Source organism: Belliella calami, from assembly GCF_022549695.1.
GTDB classification, from domain to species: domain Bacteria; phylum Bacteroidota; class Bacteroidia; order Cytophagales; family Cyclobacteriaceae; genus Belliella; species Belliella calami.
Genome location: NZ_JAKZGS010000003.1, coordinates 422,255 through 447,111, shown reverse-complemented (window position 1 = coordinate 447,111; position 24,857 = coordinate 422,255). Strand labels below are relative to the sequence as shown.

The following is a 24,857-nucleotide window of genomic DNA, read 5'->3' as shown; positions in this document are numbered from 1 at the left end:
AACCGAAGTCTCGAATCCCGTTCGACTTGCATGTATTAGGCCTGCCGCTAGCGTTCATCCTGAGCCAGGATCAAACTCTCCATTGTAAAGTTTTTTTTAGGGATCTTTAAATCCCTTTGTTCCTGACGCCAATGGATATATATTCTCTATCTATTCTTACGAAACTAGCCCTAAGGCTTCGTCTCTGTCGTTTTGTCTTACAGTACTTCAATGAACTTATACACCGACTTTCCGGTGTCTTGAAAACCTCTCTGGCCTTATCCCCAAAACCCTCTTACGAGTTGGGTTTGCAAAGGTAGGAATGTTTTTTAAAACCGCAAAAAAAAGATTGAAAATATTTACTTCTTTTTTGCCCTTGCTGTGTTTCTGTGTCAACCTTTCCCCCGTTTGGGATTGCAAAAGTGCAACTTTTTCCCAAATTTACAACTACTACTCACAAAGTATTTTTACAACATTACCAAAATACCTGAAAACCAAGTAGAAAAGTTTTGAAATAAAAATCGCTCAAGCTATTTCTAACTTGAGCGATTTCAAATCTCTCCTTTTAAAAGCCTATAAAGGTTTCAAAACAATATTTCTCCAATATACTTTGATACCTCCACCATCATGGATCTGAAGCAAAATACTACCCTCGCCCTTTGCAATTTTGTCATCTTCTAAATCTACCATCTCTTCACCATTCAGATACGAGGTGACCCTCCCTCCATTAGCTACAATTTTCATTTTATTCCAATCTCCATATTTTAATGCTTTTTCCTTTTCCGCCTCAGGCTTTATCAACCATCCTCTTCCATAAGATTCATAAATACCACCTGTATGCAGATTTGGAGGAGCTACCTCTACTTGCCAGCCAGAAACGGTAGTTCCTTCCACTGTAGACCTAATGAAAACTCCAGAATTACCATCTGCTTCTTGCTTGAACTCAAGACTCAACTCGAAGTTTTTATAACTCTCATTGGTCCCGAGGTATCCATAAGCTTTGTCAGGACCACTCTCTGAAACTAGCAACCCATCTTCAACATACCATTTCTCTGTACCATAAATAGTCCAGCCATTCAAATCCTTACCGTTGAATAAGGAAACCTCAGTATCGGACTTGCAGCCCAAAAAAGCCAATACCAGACAACAAAAAAAACAAGTTGTAATTATAGTTTTCATAGTCTCTTTATTTTAATGTTTTTGAACCAAACTGCACTACCATGATCTTGTAGGCCAATCAATCCTGATTTAGACATGGCATAATCTGGGTATTCATCCCATTTACCACTATTCTTTCTTTGATTCCAGTCTTCTGAATAGGGAACGAACTCAACTGTTTTCTTACCATTCAACCAATAGCTGGCACCTTTTTCGGAAAATACAATCTTGGAGGTATTCCATTCGCCTGCTGACTTTACTGCTCCTTCAAAATCCGGATCATACATTGCATAATCAGCTCCAATTGATTGCCACAATTCCAACTTTTGAGGAAAACCTAATTGATCGATAACTTGATATTCTGGAGCTGTGTAATATGGCGCTTTGTATTGCTCCCCTTCCACTACATGATAAAAGACACCACTGTTGCCCCCTTCACCAATTTTCCAATCAAACTCCATTTCAAACTCAGAAAACTCAACTGCTCCAAATACGATATCACCTCCTATATCTCCACCAAGACCAAGACCTTTCAAAGCCCCTTCTTCTACTGTCCACCCTTCTGGAAAACTATCTCCATTATAAGCTCTCCAACCATCTACATTTTCACCATCAAACAAAAGCATCCAACCTTCAGCTTTTTCATCATCTGTTAATGTATTGTCTTCCCTGACCTCAACAGGTGTCTCTTCTAAATTTTCTGTCTTTTTTTCGGAACTACACGCTATTAGCAATGCAGTTATACCCAAATAGATTAACTTCTTTTTCATATACTTATAATTTTCTTTTCCGTGGTAACATAAAATCTCACATGACTTACTATTTTCTATACATTTGAAACTTTCGTGAGATGAGATTTCTTCCTATACTATTTTCATGTTTACTGGATCCCAGTTGATGAATTTGTTTTGAAAGTAACTGTCATTACATAATAATGCTGGCGCTGCTGCCCTAAAACCAAAAACAGGATCTTCTGCCACTTCCCCACCCGTCCTGATTGCGTGGAAAAAATTGCCAAAATGATCATAATGTGCACCTTTGTATTTTTTTTCAGCGGCATAGATAGTTTCGCGAGGAGGGAGAATTTTAGCCCTTGTGTCTGTTTCTCCTCTCAAAAGTGCCTGCTCTTTCAAGAAAGGATCTTCTTCCAAAGCTGCTCCACCATTGAGTTTGACAACCACCTCTTCCCATTTCACATCCATTGAACCCTTCGTGCCCACAATTCTAAGATATGTAGTTCCACTTGTACCGTCTACAAAATTACACCTTAAAGAAAGATTGAACCCAGGATGCTTTTCTGATTTCGGATAATTGAATGTACCCAAAAGGACGTCAGGCACTTCCCTGCCATCCTCCCAATATCTCAATCCTCCCATGGCAGAAATCTTGTCTGGGCCATATGAATCTGTAATATAATGCAGACTAGAAAAAAGGTGAACGAATAGGTCACCAGACATTCCCGTACCATAATCAAGGTAATTTCTCCATCTAAAAAATCTCAATGGATCCCATGGTTTCTTATTTGTATTTGATATAAACTTTTCCCAATCAACAGTTTGTGTATTTCCATCTTTTGGGATGTTATATTGCCATGCGCCTTCAGGGGAATGCCTCGCCCAAAAACCTTCAGCATAAACAATATCACCGATAGCTCCTGCAGCCAAAAGTTCCTTAGCTTTTTCATTTCCCAAAGAGGAAACGCCTTGACTCCCTACCATCATCACTTTACCAGACTTTTTCCATTCTTTGATAACACCCTCCCCTTCTTTTACAGAATGTACCATGGGCTTTTCGCAATAGACATGCTTACCTGAATTCAAAGCATCTATACTGATCTGCTTATGCCAATGATCAGGTGTGGCTATCAGCACCGCATCAATGTCATTCCTTTTCAAGATCTCTGTGTAATCCTTTGTCAAGAACAAGTCTTCTCCCCATCTTTTTTTTGCATCATCCAACCTTCCTTGGTAAAGATCGCAAACAGCAACTACTTTGACATTAGGATGCATTAAAGCTGTCTGCATGTCCTGAACCCCCATAATTCCAGCCCCAATCAGAGCAAGGGACAGTGGTTTTTCATTTGAATCAAAATGACTTCTAGTCAAAATCATTTTTGATGGAGTATTTTCAGCAAAAACCATAGGAGTAACTGCTGCCGCAACACCAGTCACCCCTATTTTTTTGAGAAAATTTCTACGGTTATTTTTCATGAATTCAAAAATTTCATATTAAAGGTTAAATATCGACTAAAAGTTAGGTAATTTTTTTAATAAAGTTCACTCTATTCCATAAAAATATTACAAACTGTGATATTTTGTAACAATACAAAAGCTATTCGAAGCATTTTCTAAAAACAATGTAAGGAGAATTCCACTAAGTTGAATCAGTAATAGGAAGATGATAATATCACCAATTTTGTCATATTCTTAGCTTGCTATTTGGATTTAACTTTTGGTAATGAAAAGGAAGTAGAAAGCCAATTACCCATTCTAAGCCATAAATTAGAGGGGATCCATAAAATAAAACCTACATTTGCAGTAAATTAATAAAATTAGATGAAGTTTTCTGACTTAGGCTTTTCTCCAAATATTCTTGAGGCTATCAACAAAGCACACTACGAGAAACCTTACCCAATTCAAATAGAAGCTATTCCGGCAATTCTTAAAAATAGAGATGTACTTGGAATCGCACAGACAGGATCTGGAAAAACAGCATCCTACATTCTTCCTATTTTAGAAGCAATACAAAAAAAAGAAATTAATAAAGGAAGAAGCATTCCTGTTCTTATCATCGTGCCAACTAGAGAATTGGCTGCTCAGGTAGAAGATGTAATACGGGTCTTTAGTGAACACTTACCAAGAAAGGTAAAAAGTATGGCAGTCTTTGGGGGTGTTTCCATCAATCCTCAAATGATGAAGCTAAATGGTACAGATATATTGGTGGCTACTCCTGGTAGATTATTGGATCTACTCTCAAAGAATGCCATATCAATCTCAGATCTAAATACGCTGGTATTGGACGAGGCCGATAAAGTTTTGAATTTGGGCTTCAAGGAGGAGGTCGATGAGATTTTGTCTCGCTTACCAAAGAAAAGACAAAACATCTTGTTTTCCGCAACAATGGAGGATTCTGTGGCACTTTTGATAGACAAACTGCTCACGGACCCCGTCAAAATCGAAATCAAATCTGAAGAAATTACTCCAGATCTCATAGCACAATCAGCATATCTTGTCAGTCAAGAAAAAAAGGGACCTCTTTTAAGACATTTGATTTTAGACGGGAACTGGAATCAGGTCCTGGTATTTACCTCTTCGATAAGAGCGGCTGATAACTTAACGGCAAAACTGAATAAGAATGGGATTCAGGCGATGGCTTTTCATGGAGACAAAAGTCAAGGGGGCAGAACTGAAGCTTTGAAACAATTCAAAAGTGGCGCACTCCGAGTGCTTGTTGCTACTGATTTGGCCGCTAGAGGAATCGATATTAAATTTTTACCATATGTTGTGAATTTCGAATTGCCTAGATCTCCAAAAGATTATATCCACAGAATTGGTCGTACAGGTCGGGCAGGATCGGAAGGAGAAGCTATTTCTCTTATCACAGAGGAGGATAGACATCACTTTAAAGTAATTCAGAAAAAAATGAAAAGGTGGGTAGAATTGATTGACTCTGAAAATATTGATTTTTAGTAAACCCCTAAAATCCGCAACATATTGTAATAATCAGTTGATTTATATTGAGAAAAAACCTTCCAAGTTTCACTTGATTAATGCTAACAACTAATTGAAAATCATAAAACCTTTCAGGTTTTATGATTTTAGTGAATCAATCGCATATATAAAAAATCCCTTCCGAAATTAATTCAGAAGGGATTTTTGTTTGTTTAAGGATTCAATTTGGATAAAATATCTTTTGCTTCGTGCCATTTCAACCTTGGCCCAAATTGGCTGACAATTTTTGAACTAGCCATAGATGCCAGTTTTCCACTTGAGGCATAAGAATGTCCATTGGTGATCCCATACATAAATGCACCCGCAAACATATCACCTGCTCCATTGCTATCAATAGCCGTAGTTGGGTAAGGTTCAATGTCAATAAAAGTATCCCCATCATAGATCATTGCACCATTTTTGCCTTGGGTAATTACAAAATGTTTTGCTACCTTTTTCAATTCCTCACGAGCTTCTTTGAGGTTATCCTTCCCTGTGTATAGCATCGCCTCTTCCTCATTGGCAAATAGCATATCTACACTATGGCCAATTACATCATCGAATGCTTCCTTGAAATACTTAACCATCGCAGGGTCAGAAAAAGTCATTGCCACTTTCACACCATTATCCTCGGCAAGCTTTTTAGCATGACGCATGGCTGCTTTTCCATTTTCAGATGTCACTAGATATCCTTCTATGTACAGATATTTAGAATCCTTAATTGCTGACTCGTTGACATCTGCTATAGAGTAGGTCTGTGTAATTCCTAAAAACGTATTCATAGTACGTTCAGCATCTTCTGTCACCATCACTAGGCACTTTCCAGTAATCCCTTCCTCAAGTTTTTCTGGATTCAAGTTATTATCAACACCTGCTTCTTTCATGTCTGCAACAAAGAATTTCCCCAATTCATCATTTGCCACTTTGCAGGAATAATATGATTTACCACCAAATTGACTCACTGCAATCACTGTATTGGCAGCAGAACCTCCACATTGTTTTTTTGCTTCTTCGGTATTGATCACCTGCATCAAACTATTCTGACGGTCTTCATCTACCAATGTCATCAAGCCTTTTTCAACTTGATTATCAATAAAAAACTGGTCTTTTACTTTAAATTCAATATCTACAAGTGCATTTCCTATGCCTGTTACGTCGTACTTCTTCATTCTCAATTTATTTACTTTTTATTAATTTCATGTTGATACACTCGCTATTTCTCCTATTGCCACTATTGACCAAAAGGTGAGTGTGTAAAATCTATAGCATTCAATTTCGTCGATTGTCTATTTCTTTTACTTTATGAATCGGGATTCATATTAGTATGTTTACTCAAAAATCGGATGTCTTTCGAATGGCTTTTCTCTATCAAACAAAAACCTGTAGGTATGGTGCGTCTTGTAGATTTCAGCATTCAATTGCTCACAAACCCGCATCATTTTAGGATTAAAATCCCCAATCCAATTCATTTCTATTGTTTTATATGGGAAGGAATCATGTTTTGCGAATTTCTCATTATAAGCCATAATCATCGCACTTTCCACACCTTTTCCCTGAAACTCTGGTACAACACCAAATACGAGACCGAGCATTTTGTTTGGGGGATTGAAAATCTTGTTCCAGACAAACTTCAGTTTCCCTATCAAGTCCATTTTCCCATTGACATATTTGAAGAGTTGATTGATCTCTGGGATATTGATGAAGAAAGAAACTGGTTCTTTTTTGTGAAAACCAAAGTAAATCAACCTCCCATCCATGATCGGCTTCATCTTTCCAAACATCAGTTGCGTTTCGCGTAATGTAAGGCTTTTACCCATATGTCTGGCCCAAGCTTTATTATATACTGTCATGAAGTATTCGGGAGCCTTTTCAGAAAGTTCTTTTCCAGAAATATGCCTAAATTCAAAATCTGGATCACCGATTATTTTATTGGCTCTCTCTATCATTTTCTTATCAAATCCTACACCTTGCACAGGACGCATATAGGTGAATTGCTTAAAGTAAATCTGGAAGCCATAAGCTTCAAAAAAATCCTTATAGTAAGAGAAGTTCCAAGGCATATTGTAATTAGGGGGAGAAAATCCTTGGACTAAGAGTCCCCACCACTTATCCCTTTCTCCAAAATTGACTGGCCCATCCATGGCTTCCATTCCTTGTTGAGCAAGCCAGTTTTTGGCAGTATCAATTAACAAAAAGGCTGCTTTTTGGTCATTGATACATTCAAAAAAACCCATGCCTCCTGTAGGCTGCTTTTCTTTCCATTTAGGATTTACAAAAGCGGATACCCTTCCGATAGTTTTTCCTTTATCATTCAAAAGTAACCATCTGCTTGCTTTTGCTCCAAGTTTGAAAAGCTTGTTGGTATCGGTATGAAATAGACCCTCAATATCTTTGTCCAAAGGCCGGATCCAGTTGGGTTCATTTTTGTATAACTGAACTGCCATTTCTATAAACTCCTTTTGATGCGCAGGGCTGCTTACTTCTACAATCTTCATGCTTTGCTTTTGATTAAGAAAAGCCAAAAATAAGCATATAATCTTAAAGTCCGAGGTAATTTAAAAAGAGTCAGGCCTCAAAATCACTATGGATGATTCTAAGGCCTGTTGTATAATAAGCAAATCCTACTACTGCTTCGGAGCCAAATTGGGAAAATCTGTAATTATACCATCGATACCCATATCCAAAAGTTTTTGCATTTGCTCTGTGGTATTGACTGTCCATGGGATAATTTTCATACCTTTCTCCTTCAATTCTTTGACAGTCTCTTGGTTGAGTGCCACGAAATATGGAGAATAGATCTGAGGCTGAAATCCAAGTTCCTCCAGTTGCGCTTTAGATTTGGTCGCATCTGTTATCAACATTGCCAATGTTACATCTGGATATGTTTGGTTGTAGTATTTCAAAACCCTGAAATCGAAAGATTGGATATTCACCCGCTCCCAAGAAACACTCGAATCGATTAATTTAAAAACTATATCTGAAAACTCAGCTGGAGCAGGATGATAAACACCATCGCCTTCGACGCTACTTTTGATCTCAATATTATAATAAGGTGAGGGTAGGTTATGATCCTTCACATATTTTTCTACTACTTCAAAAAGATCCTTGAGTCTAGGTTTGGTGACATGAAATTTCACTTGTTGAGGAAAACCAGCATGAAATTTCGTCCCAGAATCGTATTTTTTTACTTCCTGAAAAGTCATCTGGTAGATATTATGGCTTTTATCACCTTCTTTTATTTCACTTCCTTCCGGGGTAAAGCAAATCAACGGATTCATATATGGTTCATGCGACACAATTATTTCCCCGTCTTTTGTCACAGCCAAATCCAATTCAAGTGTAGTAGCCCCCAAATCCAAAGCCTTGATCATAGCTGGAATAGTATTCTCAGGCATCAATCCCCTTGAGCCTCTGTGGCCTTGCAGGTCGTAAGAAAACTGAGCTTCTGAGATCATGGGGATAAAAATTAAAGCAAAAAGGAGTGATTTTTTCATGTTTTTTGTTTGCAAATTACACTATGTCTGAAAACAAAAAATCATCACAATATGAATTAATTGTGATGATTTCTTAATCTAATCTTTTTAGGAATTCAAGACATCTCCATACAAGTCAAATTCTGTAGCATCTGTAATCTTGACATCTACAAAATCACCAACTCTACAATAATGCTTGGCTGCATCAATAAGCACTTCGTTGTCAACCTCTACAGAATCATACTCTGTCCTACCCACAAAGTGTCCACCTTCCTTTTTATCAATCAAGACTTTAAAGGTTTTACCGATTTTCTCTTGGTTGAGGTCATAAGAAATCTGCTCTTGAATTTCCATCAGGTGATTTGCCCTGGCTTGTTTTTCCTCTTGTGGAATAATGTCTTCCATCGAGCCGGCATGTGTATTTTCTTCGTGAGAATATGTAAAAACACCCAAGCGCTCAAATTTCATTCTCTCAACAAAGTCAACCATTTCCTGATATTCTGCTTCTCCCTCACCAGGGTGTCCTGCTATCAAAGTAGTCCTGATAGCGATATCTGGCATCACATCCCTGATAGAATGTATCAATTCTTCCTGCTTCTCCCTGGTTGTACCCCTACGCATTGTTTTCAATACTGAAGTGGATCCATGCTGCAATGGAATATCTAAATAGTTGCAGATATTTGGTCTTTCTTTCATGACGTCGATCACATCCATTGGAAATCCAGTCGGATATGCATAATGTAATCTGATCCAATCAATGCCATTTACATCTGATAGCGCTCGCATCAAATCTGCCAATCTTCTTTTCTTGTATAAATCAAGACCATAATAAGTTGAATCTTGTGCAATCAAGAGCAATTCTTTGGTTCCGTTAGCAGCTTTGTGTTCAGCTTCTTTTACCAAGTCTTCAATAGAGCGTGAGATATGACCTCCACGCATCAATGGAATCGCACAAAAAGAACAAGGTCTATCACAACCTTCAGAAATTTTCATGTAAGCATAATGTGAGGCATGAGTCAATAAACGCTCACCTACCAGTTCATGCTTATAATCTGCTTTGAATTTTTTCAAAATAGCTGGCAAATCCCTAGTCCCGAAAAATGCATCTACTTGAGGGATTTCTTTTTCCAAATCATCTTTGTAGCGCTGAGACAGGCAACCAGTGACATAAACTTTATCCACCAAACCCTGCTCCTTTGCATCTACATACTGGAGTATTGTATCTATAGACTCCTGTTTTGCATTGTCAATAAACCCACAGGTATTGATGATAATTATATTGTTATCGTCCTTATTTGATTCATGGCTGGCATTGATGCCGTTGCCTCTGAGTTGTGTCAAAAGCACCTCTGAGTCTACCAAATTCTTGGAACACCCCATGGTGATGATATTGACCTTATCTTTTTTTAATGTTCTCGCTTTCACTGATATCTTACTTTGGGGGCAAAGGTAAGGAATTTAAAGGAACTTGCTTCTTTTGGATGGATAGAGAAGTAAATAAGTGATTTTTTTTAGAATCAATTCTAGAGATCATGTGGGATTCACTGTACAGCTATATTATCAAAATATTAACAATCTTAGATTAGATTGCCTTTTAATTAAAATATCCTTAATGATTTATTTGCTTCTGATGAATAGAATCTTTCTACTTTTGAACTCGTACAGCAAACGAACATTTTTTCAACTCCTTGCATTACTTTTTAGCGTCGATTCACATCGACGCTATTTTTTTTGAGATATAGCAAGAAAAAATAATTGGGATGAAAATTCGCTCCATCCCAATTTTCTATTTATCAAATATCAAATTTAATACCTTGTGCAAGAGGCAATGCATTACTATAATTGATCGTATTAGTCTGTCGACGCATATAGGCTTTCCAAGAATCTGACCCTGATTCTCTTCCTCCACCAGTTTCCTTTTCTCCCCCAAATGCCCCTCCTATTTCTGCACCAGAAGTCCCAATATTAACATTTGCAATACCACAATCGGAACCTGCTGCAGACAAAAACAACTCTGCTTCACGCATATTCAATGTCATAATAGCAGAAGACAATCCTTGCGGAACTGCATTTTGTAACTTTATTGCCTCTTTCAAATCATCATATTTCATCAAATACAAAATCGGGGCAAAAGTCTCATGCTGCACCATCTCATAGTGATTTTCCGCTTCGATGATGCAAGGCTTCACATAACAACCTGATTCATAACCTTCGCCGCTCAACACGTCTCCCACAACTAATTCTTTACCACCTTCTGCTTTTACTTTTTTGATTGCCTCAAGATACATCTCTACTGCTTGCTCATCTATCAATGGACCCACGTGATTTTTTTCATCTAGTGGGTTTCCTATCACGAGCTTCCCATAGGCCGAAACCAACCTAGACTTAACTTCCTCATACACTGATTTATGGACAATCAATCTCCTTGTGGAAGTACATCTTTGACCCGCAGTACCCACGGCTCCAAACAAGGCACCACGAATTGCAATTTCCAAATCTGCATTTTCAGAAATAATAATCGCATTGTTCCCCCCTAATTCAAGCAAGGAGCGACCTAGCCTAGCTCCAACAGCTTGCCCAACTAGTTTGCCCATCCTAGTAGAACCCGTCGCAGATACCAATGGAATCCTAGCGTCATGGGATAAATATTCACCAACTTTGTAATCACCCACAATCAATGATGAAATCCCTTCAGGCAAATTGTTTTCTCTCAATACTTTTGCAATTATATGTTGACAAGCGATAGCAGAAATCGGAGCCTTTTCGGAAGGTTTCCAAACACAAACATTGCCACAAACTAAAGCTATCATACTGTTCCAAGACCAAACTGCCACAGGAAAATTGAATGCGGAAATTATACCGACTATTCCAATTGGATGCCATTGTTCGTACATTCTATGGCCAGGCCTTTCAGAATGCATTGTCAATCCATAAAGTTGTCTTGATAGACCAACTGCAAAATCACAGATATCTATCATCTCCTGAACTTCCCCTAAACCTTCCTGATAAGACTTACCCATCTCGTAAGAAACCAATTTTCCCAATTCAGATTTAACTTCTCGCAAAGCATTTCCAACCTGACGGACAATCTCCCCTCTCTGAGGTGCCGGCAACAATCTCCATTCAGAAAAAGCCTTTTGTCCTTGCAAAATGACTTTTTCATATGACTCTTTATCTGTCAATTGAACTTTTGCTATCAAATCACCATCTGCTGGAGAAAATGAACTTAAATATCCTTCACTTGTATCCATCCAGCTATTTCCGGTACAAGTCCCACTATTTTCAGCTTTAACACCCAAGACTGCCAAGGCTTTGCCTATTCCATATTTGTCTGACATATATATTTGGTTTTATATTCTTCAAAGAAAGTAAAATTAATAAAATATGATATCTAAAAATATTAATAGGTATAATTACCAATATATCAAGCTATATATTGCCAATCGAATATCATCTCCTTAAGAGCCTTTTTAAATCTACTGCATCAAGATATCGCTTTAAATTTGACCCAGGCTTTATTCTATAAACAAAATTAATCCGATAGTTTCCTGTCATCAATGTATTATCAAAGTTACTGTTTCGTGTCAAATTAACTCTATTATGTACGTAATTTGCATTGATTGACCACTTTTCAGAGTTGTATCCTACAAATCCACGAAGAAATAAATTAGAACTCAGACCCCATCTTCTTTCATTTCCATTTTCAAAAGACAAATTTTGATGCCCCAAACTCAGATTGGTAGATGCATATCCAGTTATGAAAAAATGTTTCAAAATCACGAAGGTATGCGAATACCCAACATTTGGTCCAAATTGGAAGTATTTTGAAGAACTGAAGTTACGATCTTCAGAATCCAATAAGCCCATTGGCATTATCAACCCATCATTGTCTACAAGACCTCCATAAATCTCAAAACCCAAAAGAGGACTTCCCGCTGAGCGTTTTTGCCATTCACTTTGAAGAAAAGCAGCTCGTAAAGACAACTTATCACCATTGAATAGATATTGGACATTTGTCCCTATTTTTCTAACTCGCATCTCAGGGAGAATCAAAAACGGATCATTTTGTGAAGAAAAATCATCCAATTCCGCATAGTAACCTTTATAGAATTGTAAAAAAAGATCAATAATAAGATCTTTAGGGTAAGCATGGGCTTGAAGATCCAAGTATTTTGACTCTCCTGTACCACGTTCTGGATTCAAAAAACCAAAACCATACGCAATATTTAAAGTAAGTCCATTGTAAGTAGCTCCAAGTCCAAGGTTCAATGTGGAATTTGGTTCGAATCGAATTTTTTGGTCTAGCACCCGATCGTTTATCAAAACAGAGGTGTATTTTCTGGAAGTGTACACTCTAGTGGTCAATTGATCAGGAAATTTCACATAGTAGACAGAGTCCAAATTTGCTTGGGCATTCGTTGGTTTTACTTCCAAAGAAAACGCCAAAACAAGCAAAATTACAACCTTGAATATTTGAAGCTTATAAATACCCACAATGATCTTTTTTTAATGGATTTCATTGAAACATAAAATTAATAAGAGCAATCTAAACAAAAAATCCTGCCGAAGCAGGATTTTATATTTTTGAAATGAAGACTAGTAAAAGCAATTCTCGAAACAGTCTTCATTTCTATGCTAGATCAAAAACTTAAAGCAGAAAAAGTTGCTTAATCACCCATGACAAATATACATAAGTTTATATTTAATATCCAAATATTTTTTCATGGTAATTTTTGATAAATTATAAAAATAATAACAACAACTGACAGCCAACTACTCAAATAAATCCAGCTTAGATAAAATTCCCTTGACAGAAACGCCCCACTCATCCTAATTTTCTCAGGAGCAAATGAGCAAAAATAAACGTACAAAAAACACTTCAAACAATTGTTTATCAATATTTATATGGGTTTAATCAAACAATATTCAGCTTAAAACAAAAACCAAACATACCCATTCATCAAATTTCCGAACTCCTATACACCCAAAAAACAAAATTACATAAAAATAATTTTTTATTGATTTAATTATATCTTTTATACTCAAAACTTGGTAAATTTCTAATAAAGTCAAACCCACAACATTTGGAAAGTCTTGCTATTTTCTCCTGAAGACTGTAGGAAAAAGTTAATGAATACTTTATGGATTACATTTTACAAAATGGCTCATGGAAGACAATAAATAAAGTAAAAAAAACACATTAGCTTTAGCCATCCTTTCATTTGATCAATTTGCTTTAGGATTTTCTTGTCTGAAAAATATCTATTCTGCTAATCTAAATACGAAATCATTCCGAAAAAGGGAAAATTAAAAAATTGAAAGAAAAATTATTTTGATTACATGCTTCTTTGCCGGCAGCCATAATTCCATGGTTGATTGTTGGCTTATGTTAAAGATCTTTGTGTATCAAATATCAATTAATATCGAACCTAAGCTAAATAAGGCTTTTCTTTAGTTAGTGACAAAGCTCCATATATCCATTAAAATCAACCAATAGCTTTAAACTGCTTATATTTTATCTCTTCCCAAAATAAACTTTTGCCAATAGTATTTTATTGGATTAGTGTATTTGAGTTGCTTCCATGGTCTGCTACCATGAGGTCTATGCCATACAGGGACATTATTCAAAACAAAATTTTCAAACCCCAAATTTATTGACATTTTCGATATTGTTGTATCAAACCAATCTTTGCCTCTTTCCAAGGAATTGAAATCATAAGCTGCCAAAAAATCTGTTGTAATCAAAGTACAACAAAAGCTCAAACTCCTTTCTGTTTGGATCACTTGCTTCTTTTCATTTTTAAATTTTAAATAAGGAAAATTAGTCTTACCCTTTTCATCAACAGTGATAGCCCCTATCATTCCGCAACCTTTATTATTTTCCATAAATGTAAGTAAGCTAGATAAAGTATCTTTTTTGACAACAACATCAGACTCAACAATGATCAATGGCAATTTTTCTTCCAGAGCCAAAGCCTGACCTTTCTTCAAAACATAATCATAATTTGGAGAAGGTTTTTGCACAAAATCTTCCAAATTAATAAGATCGTAGCCGAACTTTGCTTGATTCAATTCCAGTCCTTCTCGAGTTTCCGGACTACTGAAATCGTTAAAAATAATATGCTTTACCTCTATATTTGATTCACTTATTGCTTTGGCTGTATCCAAAGTCGTTTCGATCGCATTTTTTACAGGAGTGATGACTAATGCCTTTACCATATTTCAAATTGAGTATTGAATAAAACAAATAAAAAAAGGCCTTCTGAAAAGGAAATCAAAAGGCCTCTTGGTTATCTCAAAAGAATTAGGACAAATTACCTAAAGCCTCTTTCATTCTCTTCAGAGCTTCTTTCAAATCCTCTTCAGATGCTGCATATGACAACCTAAAACAATCAGGCGCTCCAAAAGCAGCCCCTGTCACCACTGATACGTTCGCTTTCTCTAGCAAATAAATACACAAATCATCTGCATTATTTATTTGTATTCCCTCAGCACTTTTCCCAAAGAAAGCTGTCACGTCTGGAAAGAAGTAAAAAGCCCCTTCAGGAACGTGAGTCTTGATCCCTGGAATATCTCTCAACAATCCCAAAACCAACTCCCTACGTCCAAGATATGCTTTTTCCATCTCTTTTGATGGTTGCTGATCACCTGCAATGGCCGCCAATGCTGCTCTTTGTGCAATTCCGGTTCCACCTGAGGTGAATTGACCTTGCATCTTCTCACATGCTTTGGCAATAAACAGTGGAGCGCAAATATACCCTACTCTCCAACCTGTCATTGCATAACCTTTTGAAAATCCATTAACAGTAATTGTTCTTTCAAACATTCCTGGGAAAGAACCTATACTTGCATGTTGTCCTGTGAAGTTGATCAATTCGTAAATTTCATCTGCGATCACATATACATCTTCTTGGCTTTTTACCACTTCAGCGATAGCCTCCAACTCTTCCTTGCTGAAAACAGAACCTGTAGGGTTGCAAGGGGAAGAATAGATTACTGCTTTTGTTTTGGCTGTCATTGCATCCTTCAACTGAGCTGCTGTAGCTTTGAAATTGTTTTCCAAAGTACCTTCAATCAAAACAGGAACACCGCCTGCCAACTTGATGATCTCGGCATAAGAAACCCAATAAGGTGAAAAAATAACTACTTCATCACCTTCATTCAGCATACACATAAATATGTTAGCGATAGAATGCTTAGCGCCAGTAGAAACAACGATGTTTTCCGCCTTCGCATCACTTATCTTATTGTCATCACGAAGTTTTTTGGCAATTGCTTCCCTCAAATCCTGATATCCTGCCACTGGAGGATACGCAAAATATTTCCCCTCATCGATTGCTGCTTTTGCTGCATCCTGAATATGTTTTGGCGTTTTGAAGTCTGGCTCTCCAAGACTCAAACTTATAATATCTATTCCTTGGCCTTTGAGCTCTCTAGCTTTTTTTGCCATTGCCAGCGTTGCTGACTCTTCCATTTGGTTAATTCGGTCTGATAGGATTGAATTCATTCTAGTGGTTGTTTTTTTTAAAATTTTGTCAAAATTAAAGATTTGAAACTTTATATCTAAACATAACTGAGATTTGATTGCGAATTAGTAATTTTAATGCTCAATAATCTTAAAAAGAACACGTTATTCAGGTCATGAAATCGATCAAAATACTTTTATTCCTGCTGATTACTTTTCAATTGGGCGCTTTTGCACAAAAAAAATCCGAAGAGGTATTTGTTGATCCTGATTCTTCAGGAGTAGTTGCCAATAAATTACTGCCAACTACCTCTCCACTCTTGCTTTTTGACGAACAGAGCAAAAAGGATAAAAAGAAAAAAGACAAAAAGAAAATAAGGAAAAATATTTATTTTGGAGAAAAGACCAGAAAGGGAAGAACTCGACAAGCTTTAAGAGATCAAGTTCAATATACCATTTTCAATTACACCTTAGAACAAAAAACGGTAGATCCTTATATACGAGACATCTATTGGTTTGATCAAAAAGACAAGCTGGTCAGGTCTAAAGATTTTGATGCATCAAAAGGCGTTCTACTACATGGCCCATATGAAAAATACCTGAATGAAACAGTCATTGAAAAAGGAATGTTTTACTACGGAACCAAGCACGGCACATGGTTAACTTTTGACGCTAAAAGTGTTTTGATTGACAAAGGACACTATTACGAAGGTTGGCCGAAAGATTCCCGTACAACTTACTATGACGAAACCAATAAAGAGATTGAAAAAATAACACCGGTAGAATATGAATTGAAAGAAGGGAATTTCTATCATTTCTACGAGAATGGGCAAGCAGCAGTAATTGGCGAATATAAATACGGTGAAAAAGTCGGTATTTGGACAGAATATTGGGACACCAAAAACACCACAGCTATCAGAAAGAGAGAGATTCAATACCAAGAAGAACCCTTTACGAAAAAATTTCGACCCTATATCCGTGCCGAATGGGACAAAGATGGAAATTTAATCTACAGAAATCTCGCATCAAATTAATTTATAATTAACCCTATAATTTTTGTAGGGTTATTAATTTTTCATATAATTTTTCCATATATTTGTCACACTAACTATTGGTATGACACAAGAACAATTCAGCAAGTATTCATTTCTACTGGACAGAACTGCCCGGAAAGTAAAACAATATGCACAGCAGAAGTTTAACCTTGGGGAATTTGATATCACAGTAGATCAATGGTTGGTTTTGAAAAATCTTGCTGAAAATGAACTCCTGAGCCAGACAGAGCTCGCACAACTGGTGTTCAAAGACCACCCTACCCTGACAAGAATAATAGACATTCTGTCAAAAAAAGGATATGTAGAAAGGATACCACATCCTCAAGACAGGCGAAGTTTTCAACTTCATCTCACTACAGAGGGAGTTGAAAAAGTCGAATCATTGAAGCCTCAGGTAGCCTCTATAAGGGAAAAAGCTTGGGAAAACCTTGATTCAAAGGATTTTGAAGAATTTAAAAGGATTTTGAACACTATTTACAATAATTTGGGATAGAAAATCCCCAGAAGGTTTAAAATAGTTGTTATACTAATTATATTTGTACGAACAAATTGAATTCACATTGGTTTTACCAATAAACAAATAGAGAAATGATTAATACTGACATTTGCATTATCGGAGCAGGACCAGTTGGGTTGTTTGCTGTTTTTGAAGCAGGACTATTAAAAATGAGGTGTCATTTGATTGATGCATTACCTCAGGTAGGTGGCCAGCTTTCGGAGATTTATCCCCAAAAGCCAATCTATGACATTCCAGGATATCCAGAAGTAAAAGCACAGGATTTGGTGGATAATTTGATGGACCAAATCAAGCCTTTCAATCCTACTTTCACTTTGGGAGAAAGAGTAGATCATCTCGCTAAACAGGAAGACGGATCATTTATTGTCACGACTAGTGATAAAACAAAAATTCACGCCCAGGTAATAGTTATTGCTGGTGGCTTAGGTTGCTTTGAACCTAGAAAACCTGTTCTTGAAAACTTAGAGCATTTTGAAGGAAAAGGCATTACTTATATGGTTAAAAATCCTGAAACCTTTAGAGACAAAAAGGTGGTCTTAGCAGGTGGTGGTGATTCTGCACTTGATTGGGCAATCTACTTGTCAGATGTAGCCGAAAAGGTAACCTTGGTTCACAGAAATGAAACTTTCAGAGGCGCTCCTGATTCTGCCGCAAAGGTTTTTGATATGGCAAATAATGGCAAAATTGATTTGATCCTTTCTGCAAATCTCAAGCAGGTAAGTGGAAATGGTGTGTTAAATAGCGTTACTTTAGAAAGTAAAAATAAAGAGGAAATAAAAATAGATGCTGATTATCTGATCCCATTGTTTGGATTAAGTCCAAAACTTGGACCGATAGCAGATTGGGGATTAAGCATTGATAAAAACGCCATAGAAGTGGATACCACTGATTATTCTACTGGTGTTGACAGAATCTATGCAATTGGTGATATCAATACATATCCTGGAAAATTGAAGCTGATACTTTGTGGCTTCCACGAGGCAGCCATCATGATGCACTCAGCTTTCAAATATGTGTACCCTGATCAAAAATTAAGCTTCAAATATACCACTGTCAATGGTGTAAATGCATTTTAATTTTATCTTTGCACCATGGTAACATTTACAGTAGAAGATCACGACGGCAATCGCCAATCTATAGAAGCTCCTGACGACATGGGGCTGAGCTTGATGGAAATCTTGAAAGCTTCAGAGTACCCAGTACTTGCGACATGTGGCGGAATGGCTCTTTGTGCTACCTGCCATATAGAAGTCTTGGAAGGTGAAGAGGCACTTGGAGAAGCTACCGATACTGAACTAGATCAGTTGGAAAACCTCCCTGAGTATTTCCCTACAAGCAGACTTGCTTGTCAAGTAAGAATCAGCCCAATATTGGAAGGGGCTGTTATCAAGCTTAGAGGTGAAGACAATTAATACGAAAAAGATATAACAAGCAAAAAAGGAGGTCAAATTGACCTCCTTTTTTGGCTCTTATCACCTGAGTAAAATTAAGTTTATTTATAAAAACTTATGAGTATCCGCAATGTTGCACATTAGGTAATCAGTACTTTTGTAAGTTGCGGATACTCGTCAGCAGCTAACAGTTCACAGTTAACAGAACCACAAATCGTTCATCCGACAATCTATTGTTTGGCTACGTGCTAGAAAGCGGATAGTATATAAAAACTTTTCATTCGAATAATCCCTTACAGGATCTTCGATTATTATGTGACATTGTCGAAGACAACCTAGCTCCCTATTTTGAAACTATTCCATCATTCATCGTTTTTCCTCCACAGACCAACTGCCACTGACAATTCCAAATCAATTTCTTGGGACAATATTTCTTCAATTTCATCTTTCACCTTATTGAGCTCTTGGATATCCAAAGGCGACTCTGATACAACTGTTGCTGAAAGCTTTAATGGAACCACTTTAATCACTTTCACATCCCTTAGAACACCTATAGAGATCTCCTTTCCACTAAGATTTTGCATAATTTTATTCTCTTTGACCATTTTCGAAAAACCGAAAGCAAGTGGTGCTGAAATAAGGATTACAAAGAATAGGGATATTGTCAAACCCTTTTTTGCCAGCTTGAATGGACTAAATCCAAGAAAAAGAAATGTAAGCGCTGCAGCCAAAACCATTCCCGCCAAGTTGGTTCCCAAAAGTAGTAACGCTCCCCAGAAAACCGACCAATCTCCCCAACCAAGCCCAACTCCAGATACTGCCAAAGGAGGCACTAGTGCAACTGCTATTGCTACACCTGCCAGTGTTTTTGCAACTTCTTTCTTGGCATGGGCATATGCTCCTGCAATCCCTGAAGCTGCTGCCACACCCAAGTCAAGTAAGTTAGGTCGAATTCTTGCCAAAATCTCGCCATTCATTGTATTCAAGGGGGTAAACCAAGTGATCAAAACTGCAAAAAGATAGCCTACCCCTAAGCCAAAACCTATAGTTTTAAAGCTTTCGCTAATCAGCTTATTATCTTGTCTCAAAACACCCATTGCCAATGAAATAATCGGAGACATCAATGGAGCCAAAATCATCGCTCCAATAATCACAGGAGATGAATCTCCAAAAAGTCCAAAAGTCGCTATGATCGTAGACAATGCCATCAAAACAAGATAACTCGAACTGAGCCTTGAATTTTCCCTTAGGATTGTAAAGAGCCACTTAAACTCCTCTGTAGTTGCATGATTAGTGATTGGCAAGAATCTTTCCAACAACTCATTTTTCAGCTCACCTTGTGGTAAGTTTTGGGTTTTATAGATTCTGCTTTTTTTGACTTTACCCTCTGTCTTCAAGGATTTCCCTGGTACTATCGACAATGCTTTTGACACTACTTCCAATTCTATTGACTTGGATGTCATCAAAATTTCATCAACCGAATAGTTTATCGGCGAGCTACTATTTATATGAACTTTATCTGTCTTAATGTGTGCTACATAGTCTGGAAGCCGATTCTTTTTTGAAGATTTGAAAATACTGAAAAACCCAAACTTAAAAATTTCCCAAATACTACTTGGTGCCAACACTAAGCAATGCATCAAACCATCGTTTGCGTAGGATCCTTCAATGATTCTGCGTGATAAAATAGAACTCTGACCATGTTGCACCACCACCATACCTAAGGCGGCGGTTTCGATAGGTTTTTCCTTAAACTCACCGCCTTCATTACTCCAATTGATACTGAAAGGGTGAAGCTTCACTCTTCTGAAGGAATTCAACAAGCGCTTAACCCTAATGGCAAATTGAGAAATCAAATTCCTGTCCTTTTCTACCGCATACAAAAGGCTGAAAGAATCTCCAATCATCAATTTATTCAATACAGGTTGGCCATTTGCCAACAAGACATCGATTTCAAATACTTCTTCAGTAGTCAAAATATTATCTACAGCAATTTCAAGATTTGAAGAGACCCCAAAACCCTGTCTTGCCTCCACCAATTTCGGATGAGGCAAAAAGCCTATTTTCCAATGATTCTCTATGATTCCATCCAACAATTCACGCAATTGCTCATCTGATAAATAAGCCACGATAAAATCATTGTCTGTAAACTCATGCTTTCTATGATCTTTGTATGGAATTTTGATTTTGACATTATTACTCAATAAGGGCAAAACCTTTTCTTCCAAGAGGTCTAATTGATTTTCATCATAAATTAAAGTAATCGACTTCATAAGGGTATCAAAAAAGAAAGGTTGAAAATCAACCCTCCATCATTTTATTTAAAATTTCTATTGCGGCCTTTGGTAATACTGTACCAGGTCCAAACACAGCAGAAACACCTGCTTCATAGAGGAAATCATAATCCCTTGGCGGAATCACCCCTCCCGCTATAACCATAATATCCTCTCTTTTTAATTTCTTCAACTCAGCAATTAAAGCAGGAACCAGTGTTTTGTGCCCTGCAGCCAAAGAAGAAGCTCCTACTATATGAACATCATTTTCTACAGCTTGTTGCGCTACTTCCTCTGGAGTTTGAAAAAGAGGCCCTATATCTACATCAAAACCCAAATCTGCAAAGCCAGTTGCGATAACTTTAGCACCGCGATCATGGCCATCTTGTCCCATTTTGGCAACCATAATCCTAGGCCTTCTGCCTTCAAGTTTGGCAAATTCATCGGCCAGTGCTTTGGCTTCTATAAAACTCTTATCATGCATCGCTTCACCTGAATAAATCCCAGAAATTGATTTCACTGTAGCTTTGTGTCTCCCAAATGCTTCTTCCATAGCATCTGATATTTCTCCTAAGGTAGCCCTTTTTCGAGCCGCATCTACCGCCAGTTCCAATAAATTACCTTTTTCACTTTTGGCTGAATCAGTGATTGCCTTCAAAGCTGCTTTCACTTCTTCCGTATTCCTTTCTGCTTTTAACTTGTCGAGCCTTTCGATTTGTGACTTTCGGACAGAATCATTGTCAACTTCCCTTATCTCAAAATCAGATTTCTCTGATGTCTGATATCTGTTGACTCCGACTATCACATCTTTCCCACTGTCTATCCTTGCTTGCTTCCTTGCAGCGGCTTCCTCTATGCGCATTTTCGGAATACCTGCTTCTATAGCTTTTGCCATTCCTCCAAGCCCTTCCACTTCTTCTATCAATGCCCAAGCTTTTTTCACCAATTGATCAGTCAAGTACTCTACATAATAAGATCCTCCCCAAGGATCAACAACCCGTGTGATCTCGGTTTCATCTTGGAGATACAATTGTGTGTTTCTTGCTATTCTTGCCGAAAAATCCGTAGGCAAAGCAATAGCCTCATCAAAGGAATTGGTATGCAAGGATTGTGTATGACCAAGTGCTGCCGCAAGCGCTTCGACAGCTGTTCTTGTGACATTATTCATTGCATCTTGCTCTGTAAGTGACCAACCGCTCGTTTGACAATGAGTCCTTAAAGCAAGTGATTTGTCATTTTTAGGATTGAATTGCTTCACTATTTTGGCCCAAAGCAATCTTCCTGCCCTCATTTTTGCAATTTCCATGAAATGATTCATTCCGATTGCCCAAAAAAACGAAAGCCTCGGTGCAAAATCATCTATATCTAGACCTGCCGCTACTCCAGTCCTTAGGTATTCCAAACCATCTGCCAAAGTATAAGCCAATTCCAAATCAGCAGTAGCACCTGCTTCTTGCATGTGGTAACCTGATATTGAGATTGAATTGAATTTGGGCATCTTCTTCGAAGTGTATTCAAAGATATCCGCAATGATCCGCATAGAAGGCAAAGGTGGATAGATATAGGTATTACGGACCATGAATTCCTTCAAAATATCATTTTGGATCGTGCCACTCAGTTGCTCTGGCTTAACTCCCTGCTCCTCTGCAGCAACGATATAAAAAGCCATTATCGGAATCACAGCACCATTCATCGTCATGGAGACAGACATTTGATCCAATGGAATCTGATCAAAAAGCACTTTCATATCCAAAACTGAATCAATCGCAACACCTGCCTTACCTACATCCCCTACTACTCTGGGATGGTCAGAATCATAACCTCTATGAGTCGCCAAATCAAAAGCAACAGAAAGCCCTTTTTGGCCAGCTTTAAGATTTTTTCTATAGAATGCATTTGACTCTTCAGCTGTAGAAAATCCAGCATACTGACGAATAGTCCATGGTCGCATCACATACATGGTGCTATATGGCCCCCTTAAGTATGGTGCTATTCCAGCAGCGAAACCTAGGTGTTCGGCTTCAGAAAGATTCTCTTTTTGGACCACCGCGGGTACTTCTATTTTCTCCGCAGTATTCCATGTATAACTTCCCCAATCTTCTTTTTGAAAATTGACCTTTTTGTCTAAACTCAATTGTTTTAAATCCGGTCTCATAACTTCTCTTGGTTCAAAACTTCTTTCAAAAAACTCTGTCTGTTGAATTTCAACTGACTTTCTGATTCATTGGCTATAGGATCTTCGAGCTGCAAATCTTCTATTATATCACTCAAATATTTATTGACACCAACTTTGATTAAACTACCTTCCAATACCATTTGTTGCTGTTTCTCTCTAACAGATTTCACTTCATTTTGAATGATATTTTGATCTGCAGCTTGCCACCAACCACCAATTTGTTCTATTTCCAATAGTTTCTCTTTGGCATTTTCAAAAATCTCTGCAATCAAACTTTCCATAAAATATGACCCTGCAACAGGATCCAATACTTGATCTAAGTAACTTTCTTCTTTTAGGATATTGGAAACATTTCTGGACATCCGCAAAGAAAATTCACCCATTTCTTTGCTGACCACATCATGCCTTAAAACTTCCAATGCATTGCATCCGCCCAAAATCGCTGACATTGCTTCAGTAGTATTTCTCAGCAAATTAGTCTGGACATCGACCCCTGATTTTGTCCAAAAACTTGTTTGCACATAAATGAAGATATCTTCGGGGCTTTGTTCTACTTGATAAAGTGAAGCAAGATTTTGAATCAATATTCTCAGAACCTTGATTTTGGTCATTTCCAAAAAGTAATCTGAGCCAACAGCTGTCTGAAGTATTAAATTCCCGAAAATTTCCCTTGGACTAATCCCTTCAGCACTTAATTCTTCAACCAGGTCAATAAAATAACTTAAGCTGAATGCCAATTCCTGAACTATGCTGGAACCTGAATTGTGATAATGGGAACATTGCAAAGTTAAAGTTCTAAAGCTTGAAAGCTCTTTTCCCATCGAAAGCAATGTTTTGCAAGTCTGGGATATATTTTTTCTATCTCTCCGTTTTGTCAAATTTTGTACAGCTCCATCCCAAATTATCCCTCCATTGATATCTGAAAAATCATGGCTCTCAGCACTTAACCAATCCTTGAATTTACTAAATACAGGAATGGGGTCATCAGTTGGTTCTAAAAACAAATTGATGTACGCTGGCTGAATACCTTTCAACAAAACAGAAAGATCTTCATTACCATCCAATTCCAAGACAATTGCATCTGCACCATTTTGAAGAGACTCTAAAAGGATCTCGTTCCCTGCTTTTTCATCGATATGTGCGATCCTCACCACATTACTCCAAACTCGGGGCGCGATTCCAGGCACAGAAGGCTTAAGGTTTAGCCTATGGTGAAATTCACTTAGTACTGTATCAGCAGGAAGATCTTCAATTGTATAAAAAGGCTGTATTCTGAACCTATCCAAAGTTTGATTGACAAGGGTATCTTCGAAATCCTTTCCTTTCAAATCTTTGACAACTTGAGCAATCCACTCCTCTTTGGTAGTAGGTACAAAATCATCTAACAATTTATTTCTCATATCTATAATTACATTTGGGTTATTTTGCATTGTTTAAAATCAATCTTGATTTTTTAATAATGACATTGCTCTTCAAAACCAAAAATAAGGTTTTTAATGTAAACATTAGATATGATGTAGGTACGCAATTTGTCAAGCGAATAAAATAGCCTAACATTCTCAATATTTAGATACTCCTAGAAATTGGATCGCCTACGAAAATAGTATTTATATATATTTAGTCAGAAAACATTGGGTTTGTCGCAAAAAACAAACCCTGG

At 37.4% G+C, this 24,857-nt stretch carries 19 protein-coding genes and 1 rRNA gene; 5 read left to right on the top strand and 15 right to left on the bottom strand.

Annotation, left to right across the window (positions count from 1 at the left end):
• From MM236_RS06645 to MM236_RS06630, 4 genes are all read right to left on the bottom strand, one after another.
• Window positions 1-86: ribosomal RNA gene (locus tag MM236_RS06645) — 16S ribosomal RNA — on the bottom strand; the annotation flags it as partial.
• Window positions 87-552: 466 nt separating this feature from the next.
• Window positions 553-1,158, bottom strand: a complete 606-nt coding sequence (locus tag MM236_RS06640) for a 3-keto-disaccharide hydrolase (RefSeq protein WP_241274164.1) — start codon at window positions 1,156-1,158, stop codon at window positions 553-555.
• Entirely contained in the window at window positions 1,155-1,907 is a 753-nt protein-coding gene (locus tag MM236_RS06635; protein WP_241274163.1) for a 3-keto-disaccharide hydrolase, read from the bottom strand. The genes MM236_RS06640 and MM236_RS06635 overlap by 4 nt, the downstream gene beginning before the upstream one ends.
• A 93-nt stretch (window positions 1,908-2,000) precedes the next feature.
• Complete coding sequence (locus MM236_RS06630) at window positions 2,001-3,347, bottom strand: Gfo/Idh/MocA family protein (protein ID WP_241274162.1); 1,347 nt, start codon at window positions 3,345-3,347, stop codon at window positions 2,001-2,003.
• A 345-nt stretch (window positions 3,348-3,692) separates the two neighbouring features.
• On the opposite strand from MM236_RS06630, the gene MM236_RS06625 reads away from it, so the two are divergent.
• Complete coding sequence (locus MM236_RS06625) at window positions 3,693-4,826, top strand: DEAD/DEAH box helicase (protein ID WP_241274161.1); 1,134 nt, start codon at window positions 3,693-3,695, stop codon at window positions 4,824-4,826.
• Window positions 4,827-5,020: 194 nt separating this feature from the next.
• On the opposite strand, the gene MM236_RS06620 is transcribed toward MM236_RS06625, so the two are convergent.
• From MM236_RS06620 to MM236_RS06585, 8 genes are all read right to left on the bottom strand, one after another.
• On the bottom strand, window positions 5,021-6,016 hold the full coding sequence (locus MM236_RS06620; protein ID WP_241274160.1) for an adenosine kinase: 996 nt from the start codon (window positions 6,014-6,016) through the stop codon (window positions 5,021-5,023).
• A gap of 159 nt (window positions 6,017-6,175) precedes the next feature.
• Window positions 6,176-7,342, bottom strand: coding sequence for a hypothetical protein (locus MM236_RS06615; RefSeq protein WP_241274159.1), 1,167 nt, complete (start codon window positions 7,340-7,342; stop codon window positions 6,176-6,178).
• A 129-nt stretch (window positions 7,343-7,471) separates the two neighbouring features.
• Complete coding sequence (locus tag MM236_RS06610; RefSeq protein WP_241274158.1) at window positions 7,472-8,341, bottom strand: glycerophosphodiester phosphodiesterase family protein; 870 nt, start codon at window positions 8,339-8,341, stop codon at window positions 7,472-7,474.
• 87 nt (window positions 8,342-8,428) lie between these two features.
• Window positions 8,429-9,745, bottom strand: a complete 1,317-nt coding sequence (rimO, locus tag MM236_RS06605; protein WP_241274157.1) for a 30S ribosomal protein S12 methylthiotransferase RimO — start codon at window positions 9,743-9,745, stop codon at window positions 8,429-8,431.
• A gap of 368 nt (window positions 9,746-10,113) precedes the next feature.
• Window positions 10,114-11,658, bottom strand: a complete 1,545-nt coding sequence (amaB, locus tag MM236_RS06600; protein WP_241274156.1) for an L-piperidine-6-carboxylate dehydrogenase — start codon at window positions 11,656-11,658, stop codon at window positions 10,114-10,116.
• A gap of 112 nt (window positions 11,659-11,770) precedes the next feature.
• On the bottom strand, window positions 11,771-12,814 hold the full coding sequence (locus MM236_RS06595; RefSeq protein ID WP_241274155.1) for a DUF4421 domain-containing protein: 1,044 nt from the start codon (window positions 12,812-12,814) through the stop codon (window positions 11,771-11,773).
• Between the two features lie 1,014 nt (window positions 12,815-13,828).
• The gene (locus MM236_RS06590; RefSeq protein ID WP_241274154.1) at window positions 13,829-14,539 is read right to left on the bottom strand and encodes a glycosyltransferase family A protein; all 711 of its coding nucleotides are present in this window, start codon (window positions 14,537-14,539) and stop codon (window positions 13,829-13,831) included.
• Window positions 14,540-14,624: 85 nt separating this feature from the next.
• Window positions 14,625-15,827, bottom strand: coding sequence for a pyridoxal phosphate-dependent aminotransferase (locus MM236_RS06585; RefSeq protein WP_241274153.1), 1,203 nt, complete (start codon window positions 15,825-15,827; stop codon window positions 14,625-14,627).
• Between the two features lie 134 nt (window positions 15,828-15,961).
• Here MM236_RS06585 and MM236_RS06580 point away from each other — a divergent pair, with 134 nt between their 5' ends.
• The 4 genes from MM236_RS06580 (at window position 15,962) to MM236_RS06565 (ending at window position 18,769) form a co-directional block, all read left to right on the top strand.
• Window positions 15,962-16,819 (top strand): toxin-antitoxin system YwqK family antitoxin, encoded by an 858-nt coding sequence (locus MM236_RS06580; protein WP_241274152.1) that lies wholly within the window; start codon window positions 15,962-15,964, stop codon window positions 16,817-16,819.
• 82 nt (window positions 16,820-16,901) lie between these two features.
• Complete coding sequence (locus MM236_RS06575; RefSeq protein ID WP_241274151.1) at window positions 16,902-17,333, top strand: MarR family winged helix-turn-helix transcriptional regulator; 432 nt, start codon at window positions 16,902-16,904, stop codon at window positions 17,331-17,333.
• A gap of 95 nt (window positions 17,334-17,428) precedes the next feature.
• A complete protein-coding gene (locus tag MM236_RS06570; protein ID WP_241274150.1) occupies window positions 17,429-18,433 on the top strand; it encodes an NAD(P)/FAD-dependent oxidoreductase in 1,005 nt (334 codons plus the stop codon).
• 15 nt (window positions 18,434-18,448) lie between these two features.
• Window positions 18,449-18,769 carry a 2Fe-2S iron-sulfur cluster-binding protein gene (locus tag MM236_RS06565; RefSeq protein ID WP_241274149.1) on the top strand — a complete coding sequence of 107 codons (321 nt, stop codon included), beginning with the start codon at window positions 18,449-18,451 and terminating at the stop codon, window positions 18,767-18,769.
• Window positions 18,770-19,110: 341 nt separating this feature from the next.
• Here the strand turns inward: MM236_RS06565 and MM236_RS06560 are convergent, their stop codons facing one another.
• The 3 genes from MM236_RS06560 to MM236_RS06550 are packed head-to-tail and all read right to left on the bottom strand — an operon-like array spanning window position 19,111 to window position 24,627.
• A complete protein-coding gene (locus tag MM236_RS06560; protein ID WP_241274148.1) occupies window positions 19,111-21,021 on the bottom strand; it encodes a TIGR00341 family protein in 1,911 nt (636 codons plus the stop codon).
• A 28-nt stretch (window positions 21,022-21,049) separates the two neighbouring features.
• Window positions 21,050-23,176: a methylmalonyl-CoA mutase gene (scpA, locus tag MM236_RS06555; RefSeq protein WP_241274147.1), complete on the bottom strand. Its 2,127-nt coding sequence runs from the start codon at window positions 23,174-23,176 to the stop codon at window positions 21,050-21,052.
• A complete protein-coding gene (locus MM236_RS06550) occupies window positions 23,173-24,627 on the bottom strand; it encodes a methylmalonyl-CoA mutase family protein (RefSeq protein WP_241274146.1) in 1,455 nt (484 codons plus the stop codon). Before MM236_RS06550 ends, scpA begins: the two co-directional genes overlap by 4 nt.
• Between the last annotated feature and the right edge of the window lie 230 nt (window positions 24,628-24,857).

Excerpts from the sequence above, each read along its gene's own strand:
- scpA (WP_241274147.1), bottom strand. The coding sequence starts at position 23,176 with ATGAGACCGGATTTAAAACAATTGAGTTTAGACAAAAAGGTCAATTTT.
- MM236_RS06585 (WP_241274153.1), bottom strand. The coding sequence starts at position 15,827 with ATGAATTCAATCCTATCAGACCGAATTAACCAAATGGAAGAGTCAGCA.
- MM236_RS06630 (WP_241274162.1), bottom strand. The coding sequence starts at position 3,347 with ATGAAAAATAACCGTAGAAATTTTCTCAAAAAAATAGGGGTGACTGGT.
- MM236_RS06590 (WP_241274154.1), bottom strand. The coding sequence starts at position 14,539 with ATGGTAAAGGCATTAGTCATCACTCCTGTAAAAAATGCGATCGAAACG.
- MM236_RS06565 (WP_241274149.1), top strand. The coding sequence starts at position 18,449 with ATGGTAACATTTACAGTAGAAGATCACGACGGCAATCGCCAATCTATA.
- MM236_RS06570 (WP_241274150.1), top strand. The coding sequence starts at position 17,429 with ATGATTAATACTGACATTTGCATTATCGGAGCAGGACCAGTTGGGTTG.
- amaB (WP_241274156.1), bottom strand. The coding sequence starts at position 11,658 with ATGTCAGACAAATATGGAATAGGCAAAGCCTTGGCAGTCTTGGGTGTT.
- MM236_RS06560 (WP_241274148.1), bottom strand. The coding sequence starts at position 21,021 with ATGAAGTCGATTACTTTAATTTATGATGAAAATCAATTAGACCTCTTG.
- MM236_RS06550 (WP_241274146.1), bottom strand. The coding sequence starts at position 24,627 with ATGCAAAATAACCCAAATGTAATTATAGATATGAGAAATAAATTGTTA.
- MM236_RS06635 (WP_241274163.1), bottom strand. The coding sequence starts at position 1,907 with ATGAAAAAGAAGTTAATCTATTTGGGTATAACTGCATTGCTAATAGCG.
- MM236_RS06580 (WP_241274152.1), top strand. The coding sequence starts at position 15,962 with ATGAAATCGATCAAAATACTTTTATTCCTGCTGATTACTTTTCAATTG.
- MM236_RS06575 (WP_241274151.1), top strand. The coding sequence starts at position 16,902 with ATGACACAAGAACAATTCAGCAAGTATTCATTTCTACTGGACAGAACT.
- MM236_RS06615 (WP_241274159.1), bottom strand. The coding sequence starts at position 7,342 with ATGAAGATTGTAGAAGTAAGCAGCCCTGCGCATCAAAAGGAGTTTATA.
- MM236_RS06620 (WP_241274160.1), bottom strand. The coding sequence starts at position 6,016 with ATGAAGAAGTACGACGTAACAGGCATAGGAAATGCACTTGTAGATATT.
- MM236_RS06625 (WP_241274161.1), top strand. The coding sequence starts at position 3,693 with ATGAAGTTTTCTGACTTAGGCTTTTCTCCAAATATTCTTGAGGCTATC.
- MM236_RS06610 (WP_241274158.1), bottom strand. The coding sequence starts at position 8,341 with ATGAAAAAATCACTCCTTTTTGCTTTAATTTTTATCCCCATGATCTCA.
- MM236_RS06640 (WP_241274164.1), bottom strand. The coding sequence starts at position 1,158 with ATGAAAACTATAATTACAACTTGTTTTTTTTGTTGTCTGGTATTGGCT.